Source organism: Gammaproteobacteria bacterium (genome assembly GCA_011682695.1).
Classification (GTDB): Bacteria; Actinomycetota; Acidimicrobiia; order Spongiisociales; family UBA4744; genus BMS3Bbin01.
The window spans coordinates 1-9220 of sequence record JAACED010000069.1 but is presented as its reverse complement, the minus strand read 5'-3'; the positions used below and the strand labels follow the sequence as shown (position 1 = coordinate 9220).

The window sequence follows — 9220 nt, the reverse complement described above, 5'->3', positions numbered from 1 at the left end:
CCGTCGTCGGACGCGAGACTCGGGTCGAGTCCGAAGGATGTCGCCGAGGCGGCCGGAGAGGTCATGTTCGGCAACTCGTGACACACCGAGTAGATCGTCTGTGGGAGCCCCTCTATGCTCAACAGGCTCTCCTCCGGCCATCCCAACACCTCGACGTCCCCAGCGAGTGGGCGCAGCCGATCGAGGTAGCCGCTCAGCGTCTTGGCGCTGACGTCACATGCGTGGAACACCACGAAGCGGAGGTTCGGATTGGGCTGATCGCTGATCCGCCACTGCTTGTTGAAGGCCTCCGTCTTGTACTCCAGGGTGTGAGTTTCCCCGTGGGCGCCGGGTGCGTCGAGTTGGATGCCTGCCGAGGCTCCGTGCCAGCCAGCGAGGATCACGCCGTAGGTATCCGGATCCTCGAGAAGCTCATTGAGTTGGGCGTGGGTGCATCCCTCGCACTTCACAACCTCGTAGCCGCGATCGGCGCAGATGCCGAGGATCGGATCGATCCGTCCCAGGAAGCTCCCGATCTTGTCGACCCAGGACCAGCCCTTTGCCTGCCCCTGACGCGCGCTCGACGAGTCGTCACGAGGCCTGACGTAGTACACCCGTGGTCTGGCCATCTCTGGCCTCCCTCGAAGAGCGATGCCTTCCCCCTGGGCAGAGCGCCTGTGTCCCCCGTGGGGATAACTCTACCGACATCCTACATCACCCAATCCTCGCCAGCTGGGCAGGCGGCCGGTCGCGAGTGCGAGGATCGGAGTGTTCTCCCCTCCCCCTCGCTGACTCGCGAGCACCGACCTCACCAGCCGGCCTCCTCGTACTCGTTCTCGTACTTCGGTTCGAGCTGTTGCCGCTCGAACAGCTGGCCGCGGGGGCAGACTACAAAGTCGCAGCCCCGCTGCCGATTACCAGCCTCGCGAGGCATGACCGAAGGTCCTGGACCAACTTCGCAGCAAGACCTCCTCCTCACCTCCGGCATGGCATCATCACCACGACCGAGCATCGAAGGGCCCTCCCAACTCACCGTGCGGAACCAAACTGTGCCATGTGAAGGTGATCGACGGGGTTTTCGTGACTTGCGACAACTCCCAGACATGCCCTCTGAGCAGGAGTTGTGCCACTTATCGACGTTCAACGATTCGCATCGTTTCTCAGCAAGATGCGTCCTATGCGGGTCAGTGACAGCGTCAGGTATGTCGCGAATCGAACTCCAAGTGTGGAGCATCTCTCCAGCGATGCGCTCTCCTGAGCGCCCGTCGATCGCCGGCGCCTCCCAGAAGCGCTCCTCTCCCACCATCTCGCCGTCGAAGGGCCTCAGGGCTCCCTTTCGCTGATCGACTGCGTGTCGGCACATCTTCGGGAATTCACGGAGCGCACTGCTGTAGAGGTGGCTCATGATCCGGTCGCCGGCTTCGTGATCAGTGGCGAAGATCAGGTGGTAGATAGGCCGGCCCTGCTCGTTGTGTACCTCGAATGGTTGGGTCCGGTGGTATCCCAGTTCCTTCTCCAGCCGCCACCGCATGAGGTTGACGTACTCTATGCGAGCTCTGGATGGCTCGAGTACCTCCCGTATCCGTGCCTTATAGATCGCCCGCCAGGCGTCGCTGCCGAACATCGAAAGTATCCGTTCGATGTCCTGGGGACGGACCTCTTCCCCGTCGACACGGAGCAAGCGGACAAACATCGGCTCGGGGAAGAGCGTCCACAGCTCGACCCTGTGCTTTCGGCTGGCTTTGAACGCCGACAACGCTTCAGGCGTGCTCCACCTAATGTCATGGCCGTTCGGGTCGATGAAGGCGAAAGCCGGAGCCCAATTCCGGCCGCTGAGGTCGGCAAGGGCCTGGTGGATGGTTTCGTTGCAGTCACCGGAGTAGACGACTAGATCACGGTTGGGGAAACCGGCCCTGAGTCCTTCCTCGAGTTCTTTGCCATTCTCGATTTCGAAGAACCGCAAGCGGGTGAACGGCGGGTCTCCAGCCGACAGTGCGATCCGAGCCTTCCAGGGTTCCCGTGTGACCCGGTCAACGTTCTCGGCCTGGCCGGCGAAGAGATCGAAGTAGAGACGCTCGGTGACAGACTTGGAAGCCGTAGTGAAAGCGTCGGGCTTGAGCACCGTGTGCAGGTATGCCGACGTTAGCCCTGGCGGCAACGGTGATCGCGATTGGTGCAGCGACGGCGGCTCTCACAACGCGATACCCTCACAGGTGATGAAACGCGGGTATTCGAGCACTGGAGCGTGGCGTGGAAACTGATCGGGAAAGTGCAGAGCGCTACGAGCGGGAGCGCAAAGAGGAACACGAGCGCCACGAGCGGGAGCGCATGGAAGAACGCGAGGAGGCCGATCGTCAGCGCATGGAAGAGCGCGAGGAGGCCGATCGTCAGCGCATGGAAGAGCGCGAGCGGCGCGACCGAAAGCGCAAGGAAGAACGCGAACGGGCCGACCGCGAGCGCAAGGAGGAACGCCTCCACTGAAGGACGCTCGATGGTGGCCGGCCTGCGAAGAGCTTCCGCTGCAGCCTCTTGCGGGGAGATTGCGCCGTCTCGTACGTGAGAATTGCGTCGATCACTCGGCCCTTGGATCCGATGCCAGCCAGCGAGACTATCGTACAAGCACAAGGACCGCCCCCGACGTCGCGTCGCTGGCGGTCTACAGCGTCATCCGGGTCGTAGTTCAACTGCTACCGGAAACGCTCGAGCGCCTCTGCTTGACACTTGGTGAACTGCTCACCGGCACTCACTGATACCCGTGCAGCCAAAGACTTTCCCTCGTCCTCATCAAGCTGGACACCCTGTTCTTCCAAACACTCACGCACGAGCGTCTCAAAGGCGACCTGTTCGGTCGGAGCAAGACGATTCTGCTCCAAGTATGCGTCCACTACCCCCGCGACATGTGCACTGCATTCGTCGAGTGCAGCGCTGGCGCGAGCAGCATCTGCCTCGGTCTCCGCGGCGATGTCGATGCGCCAGCTGAGGCCTGGCACGAAGTCAACCACTTCTGCTTCGTAGCCAGCCTCCCTAACGCACTCCGCTAGTTGAGTCAATGACTCGCGCATTTCGGCATCGCTCACGTGCCCCGCGGGAACGCGATCGTCACCACTTGGAGCATTGCCAGGCTGGACCGTTGTCACGGTCACCGCGCCATCGCCGGCGCTAACCCTTGACCCAACCGCCACAAGCAAACCCAAGGCAATGACAGCGACAACTACGGCGACAGTCAGAGCTCCACGTTTTCGGTGGAATCGCGAATTGCTCAGTCCCATTCCGAGCCACACCTTATTCCTGTTATAGCACTTGGCCCGTCGTTCTTGATACTACTGACTTCACGAGAACTCCTCCAGTGGTTTCTTGACTTGAGAGAGTGGAGCCATGTCAGATTGACAAACCGGTTCGTCGGTCTGGGGGTACGTCTCGTTCTGTCTGAGCCCGACGAGCAGCTTGCGATCGATCCTTTCCATAACACCACGAGCGAGATCCATCGCCGTCTCCTGTGTCTACATGTAGACATCGGGCAACAAGTTGGTAGTGGAGCGAAGTGTTGACATGGGGTTTCGGTGACGACGTGATAGGACACGGGGCACCAGCCGCCTTTGCCGAGCAGGAGGTGCTCCCGTGTCTGTGTTCGAAGTTACTCGTACCGTGTCTGTAGAGGTTGACGGGCTGGTCGGTTTCGGCGAGCTGGAGGAGGCTGCGTTGGCGTTTGCTCGCAGCGCTCCGGGGCAACTCGTTGGTGAGGTCATTGAGGGTCTGACCGAGATGCTGCTCGATGCGGTGGTGGGTCCCCGGCGTCACCCGACGGCCCTGGGCGATCAGCCGGAGGCTCCCTGGTCGTGCACTCGGGAGCACTGTGGGAACCGGCGCGGGTTCCGCCGTCGGGGGTTCCGTTCGTCGGATCGTAGACTGCAGGCCGCCTGCGGCCGTGTGGGATTCCGGACGGCGCAGGTGGAGTGTCTTCACTGTGGGCGCCGTTTCGCCCCGATCTTGAGGCTGTTGGGGGTGCGTCCCTATCAGCGACGCACCGGTCGCAGGTCGTGGCAGGCACGGTGGCGGGACCCCACCGGTGCGCAGCGGTCGAAGAACTTCCCCCGGCGCATCGACGCCGAACGGTTCCTCACCACCGTCGAGGCCCGCGAACTCGCCGGCACCTACATCGACCCGAGAGCAGGACGCATCCGAGGCGACAGCAGATCCCAAGCACGCCGCACATCGGATCACACCCAACAGAACCCGAACGGCAGGGTGCCCGTCGTGCCTCGCGACCGGTGCAGCCAACGCGCCGAGATGACGGAGGCGGCCACGTGCATGCAGCCAAAGGTCCCACCAGCCCCCAACCGCCGCTCCTACGACGCCGAGGCGGCCAAACACTGACTTCAGGTGGCAGGGTCGCCCACGTTCCCGAAGGGAAGGTGGACCGCGTCAGGCGTAAGAGAGGACCGAAGGGGCATGACGTGTCGGTCCTCCGATCGTTCCCATCGGTGCGCGCCACGACCGCTACGTCGACCTCCGTCACGAGGCGGGCCGGACATGTTGATCCGGCCTCGTGTGGTGTGTCCCGGCGTCACGTGCCATACTTACTGGCCAGACCACTTACCATTTGCGGGATACGATGACGACGACGTGGACCACCCCCGTTCGACCGGCTCACCATGCCGAGTACTCGCTGGTCGAGGCGGTGTTGGACGGAACCTTCCCGCCGGGCTTCAAGCTCCCTGCGGAACGCCGCCTGGCCGAGCAACTCGGTGTGACCCGCCCAACCCTGCGCGAAGCCCTGCAGCGACTCGAGCGCGACGGGTGGATCACCGTCCGCCAGGGCAAGCAGACGGTGGTGAACGACTTCTGGAAAGAGGGTGGGCTCAACGTTCTGGGCACCCTCGTTGAACACTCGGACCACCTCAACGCCGACTTCGTAGAGAACCTGTTGGAGATCCGCCTCTACCTGGCCCCGCGATACATCGCTGCTTCCGTCGAACGCATTCCCGACGAGGTGGTCTCGATCGTCGGCCGGTATCGCGACCTTCCCGACCTCCCCGAGGCCTTTGCCACCTTCGATTGGGATCTCCACCGCAGCCTCTCGATCGGATCCGGCAACCCGATCTTCACCCTCATTCTCAACGGCTTCGCGGGCTTCTATGAGCGGTTGGCCGAGATCTACTTCTCTGTCCCCGAGACACGCGAGCGGTCCAGACGTTTCTACTATGACCTCGAAGCCGCCGCTCGACGCGAGGATTCCGATACTGCGCAGCGAGTGAGCCACGATGTCATGGAGGACAGCATCGTGCTGTGGCGAAACACAGGGGCCGCCGCATTGACCATCACTTAACCATGCGACGATGGAACGGCTGGGGAGACGAGGGAACCGAGCGCCCCCTCTCACCGGGCGCGGTCCACCTGCTACGGGACCTCATCGGCGATGGCACCCCACCGAACGATGTGCAGCTCGCGGATGTGGCCGCCAACGTGCCCCCCTCCCGGCTCCCCCACCATCCTCTCGTCACCACCGATCCGGAGGCTCGCATCCGGCATGCCCGCGGCCAGAGCCTCCCCGACTGGATCGCGCTCCGCTCCGGTCGCATCGGCGCGTTCCCCGACGGTGTGGCCCTCCCAGGCAACGACGAAGAGGTCAGAGAGGTACTCGCGTGGGCAGCGCGACTCGGTGCCCATCTCATTCCCTACGGAGGCGGTACGAGCGTCGTGGGCCACATCAACCCTCGGCGCGGTGATCGACCGGTGGTCACCGTCGACATGCGCCGGCTCAACCAGCTGCGGCGTTTCGACACGGTGAGCGGGCTCGCCACCTTTGGTGCCGGCGTCTCCGGACCTGCCTTGGAAGGCAGGCTTCGAGCCCAGGGCTACACGCTTGGGCACTTTCCCCAATCGTTCGAGTATTCGACGCTCGGTGGCTGGGTGGCGACACGATCGAGCGGTCAACAGTCCCTCGGATACGGACGCATCGAAACCCTCTTCGCCGGAGGTCTATTGGAGACACCTGCCGGATCCATCGAACTCCGACCTCACCCCGCTTCTGCTGCCGGCCCCGACCTCCGCCACCTTGTGCTCGGCTCCGAAGGACGTCTCGGAATCCTCACCGAGGCGATCGTCCGGGTGAGACGCCTCCCTGAACAAGAGGAGTTCCGTGGGGTGTTCTTTCCGAACTTTGCAGCCGGGGAGGCGGCCATTCGCGAGATGGTTCAGGCGGATGTACCACTTTCTCTCTTGCGGCTCAGCTCTGCCAAGGAGACCACCCTGACCCTCGCGCTCGCCGGGCACGAGCGGCTTCTCGCCGCTTCGGAGAAAGCCCTCTCGTGGCGGGGGCTCGGCGAGGGCAAGAGTCTCCTGATCATCGGCTACACAGGAACTGCCACCGGCGTACGGCGCGCGCGCCGCTCCGCGGCCCATATCATCCGGCGGCACCACGGAGTCAACCTCGGACGCATCCTCGGCGACCGCTGGCGGGCGAGTCGTTTCGCCAACCCCTACCTTCGGAACACCCTGTGGGACGCAGGCTACGCCGTCGACACCTGGGAGACCGCCACCGATTGGGCTCATGTCTCCGGGCTGATGACGGCCATCGAGGACGCCGCTCTCCGGGCCACCCTCGACGACCGTGGGGAACAGATCCTCACGTTCAGCCACATCTCCCACGTGTATCGAGACGGTGCGAGCATCTACACGACGTGTATGTTCCGCACGGATGTCGACCCCGACCGGACCCTCGACCGCTGGGGCCGGTTGAAGGCAGCCGTCGTCGAGGCGATCCTCACCCACGGTGGCACAATCACCCACCACCACGGGGTGGGCATCGACCACGCACCCTACCTGGTCGCAGAGAAGGGTCCACTCGGCGTGGCGGTGATCGGAGACGCGCTGCGTCGGTTCGACCCCGACGGGATCATGAATCCGGGAAAGTTGGTGCCATGAGCACACCTGCCGCAGCGCGAGGGACTGCTCGCCGGGATGCCACCTGGGAGGCGCTGGAACGGCCATGGGACCTTCTCATCGTCGGCGGAGGCATCACTGGCGCCGCCATCCTGCGTGAAGGCGCTCGCCATGGCCTTCGCTCCCTGCTGCTGGAACAGAGCGACTTCGCCTGGGGGGCATCCAGCCGTTCATCGAAGCTCGTGCACGGTGGCCTTCGGTATCTCAAAGAGAGGAAGATCGGCATCACCCGGGCTGCGGTACGGGAACGCAATCTGCTCCTGCGGGAAGGTCCCGGACTCGTCGACCCACTCGGCTTCCTCCTGGCGACCTTCGGTGGCGAGCACCCGGGCCGGCTGCTGTACCGGCTGGGGCTGTCCTTGTACGACCTCCTCTCCCTCCAATGGCGTCACACGTTTCACGACGCCGATGACTTTCGTCTGCTGGCGCCGTACATCAGAACCGACGGCCTTCGTGGTGGCTTCCACTATCTCGACGCCCGTACCGATGATGCCCGTCTCGTGCTGCGGGTGCTGAAGGAAGCCATCTGGACGGGAGCGACTGCACTCAACTACGCCCAGGTTGTCGATCTCTGGCAGAGCAACGGGACGGTCGTCGGCGTGCGGGTGCGGGACACGGTGACAGGCCGGACCACCCGGGTACCTGCTCGAGCGGTGGTAAACGCGACCGGCGCCTGGGCCGACCGGTTACGGAGCAAGGTAGGCGGCAGCCCCATCATCCGTCCTCTTCGTGGCAGCCACCTGATCCTCCCGGCTTGGAGACTCCCTGTTCCGCAGGCGGTGACCGTCCTCCACCCTCGTGACCACCGGCCCGTGTTCTTCTTTCCCTGGGAGGGGGTCACCCTCGTCGGTACGACGGATCTGGATCAGCGTGCGTCCCTCGACGACGAGCCGACCATCACCCCCGACGAGACGACCTACCTGCTGGAGGGTGTGCGCGCGTCCTTCCCCACCCTGGACATCCGCCGGAGCGACGTGACAGCTGTGTTCTCCGGCGTGCGCCCTGTTGTCGCAAGCGGCAAGACAAAGCCATCCCAGGAGACCAGGGACTCCATCATTCTCGACGAGTGCGGCCTCCTCACCGTCACCGGCGGCAAGCTGACCACGTTCAGACTGATCGCCCAGGACACCGTCGTCGCACTGCGGGATCGTCTCCCGGAGCTAGGACCGGTCGATCGCCATGGCCGAGCGCTCGAACCACCCGATGAGGTCACGTGCAGAGACCTGGATGACAGCCAGAGCCGCCGACTGGCCGCCTGGTACTCCCCTGACGTGGCCGGCTTGATCCGGGCCGCACGCCCAGGAGAGCTTTCCCCCATCCCCGGTACGGCGCAGCTGTGGGCCGAGCTGCGTTGGGCAGCGCGTACCGAAGCGGTCGTGCATCTCGAGGATCTTCTCCTTCGACGCGTCCGCCTGGGTCTCTTGCTTCCTGACGGCGGCGCCGAACTCCTCCCGCGGATCAGAACGATCGTCCAAGCGGAGATGGGATGGAGCGACGCCCGCTGGGAGAGCGAAGCAGCCGAATACCTGGAGTGCCGGCAGCGCGCCTACGCGCTGCCCCGCTCGTCACAATCCGCTGCCCGCGTCTCATGACGTATGCCACCTGCTCATCCGCCGGCTTCCTGGCGGTCCTGTCGGTGGGACTTCGTGCGTCCGATTGAGGTGCTCTGCTCCGGCGGGGATCCATCTTTCTGACTGCGGCCCGGTAATCGGACGAAGTAGCGGCTCTCTGCTGCAGCGTTGTCCGCAGCCGGCTCCACGGGTTCCACAGACCAGGAACTGCCTGGACCCTTCCAGAGATTCCTGCGGAACTCAGCCTGAACCGTCCCGGGTTTCGGGAGCTTTGACGTTCTCCGGGTGTTGCGGAGTCGGGATGGTTGAATCGAGTGTGCTCGATCCTGTGCTGAAGGGCCTGGGTGTCGTACCGGAATCCGTTCGAGTTTCGACGTAGGGTGCTGGACCAGTTGACCGCTGAAATGTCGGTCCCCTCGGTTGTCGCCGATCTGGGAGTGTCGGATCAGAGGATCTGCAACTGTGGCACGAGGGGCGGATCGACACCGTTCAGGCTCGGGGTCTGACGTCGTGTAGGCAGGCCGAGCGACAAGCGGCTCGGGCGGATCATCGGGCACAACGCGGCGGCCATGCTGATGCGCAGAGCCGGTCTAACGGGCCTTGGTGGTGATCGGCACCACAAACGAACGATCCATGTGCAGCTTGCGGTCGACCGCACCTACGTTGCCGACGGGCGGGTACACGTAGCCGCTGGGGCACGCCATGTACGTTCAGTTTGTGTCGGAGGA

8 protein-coding genes are annotated in these 9220 nt (G+C 64.0%); 5 read left to right on the top strand and 3 right to left on the bottom strand.

Going from position 1 to position 9220, the window contains the following annotated elements; all coding sequences use genetic code 11:
- A partial coding sequence (locus GWP04_11000; protein NIA26078.1) for a hypothetical protein occupies positions 1-608 on the bottom strand: 608 nt, incomplete at its 3' end.
- Between the two features lie 179 nt (positions 609-787).
- The gene (gene tcmP / locus GWP04_10995) at positions 788-2101 is read right to left on the bottom strand and encodes a three-Cys-motif partner protein TcmP (protein NIA26077.1); all 1314 of its coding nucleotides are present in this window, start codon (positions 2099-2101) and stop codon (positions 788-790) included.
- Positions 2102-2229: 128 nt separating this feature from the next.
- Here tcmP and GWP04_10990 point away from each other — a divergent pair, with 128 nt between their 5' ends.
- Positions 2230-2460 carry a hypothetical protein gene (locus tag GWP04_10990; GenBank protein NIA26076.1) on the top strand — a complete coding sequence of 77 codons (231 nt, stop codon included), beginning with the start codon at positions 2230-2232 and terminating at the stop codon, positions 2458-2460.
- A gap of 206 nt (positions 2461-2666) precedes the next feature.
- Here the strand turns inward: GWP04_10990 and GWP04_10985 are convergent, their stop codons facing one another.
- Positions 2667-2981, bottom strand: coding sequence for a hypothetical protein (locus GWP04_10985; GenBank protein NIA26075.1), 315 nt, complete (start codon positions 2979-2981; stop codon positions 2667-2669).
- 616 nt (positions 2982-3597) lie between these two features.
- On the opposite strand from GWP04_10985, the gene GWP04_10980 reads away from it, so the two are divergent.
- The 4 genes from GWP04_10980 (at position 3598) to GWP04_10965 (ending at position 8513) form a co-directional block, all read left to right on the top strand.
- Complete coding sequence (locus GWP04_10980) at positions 3598-4353, top strand: hypothetical protein (GenBank protein ID NIA26074.1); 756 nt, start codon at positions 3598-3600, stop codon at positions 4351-4353.
- A 238-nt stretch (positions 4354-4591) separates the two neighbouring features.
- Entirely contained in the window at positions 4592-5305 is a 714-nt protein-coding gene (gene fadR / locus GWP04_10975; protein NIA26073.1) for a fatty acid metabolism transcriptional regulator FadR, read from the top strand.
- A gap of 2 nt (positions 5306-5307) precedes the next feature.
- The gene (locus GWP04_10970) at positions 5308-6903 is read left to right on the top strand and encodes an FAD-binding protein (protein ID NIA26072.1); all 1596 of its coding nucleotides are present in this window, start codon (positions 5308-5310) and stop codon (positions 6901-6903) included.
- Positions 6900-8513 (top strand): FAD-dependent oxidoreductase, encoded by a 1614-nt coding sequence (locus GWP04_10965; protein ID NIA26071.1) that lies wholly within the window; start codon positions 6900-6902, stop codon positions 8511-8513. The genes GWP04_10970 and GWP04_10965 overlap by 4 nt, the downstream gene beginning before the upstream one ends.
- Positions 8514-9220: the final 707 nt, after the last annotated feature.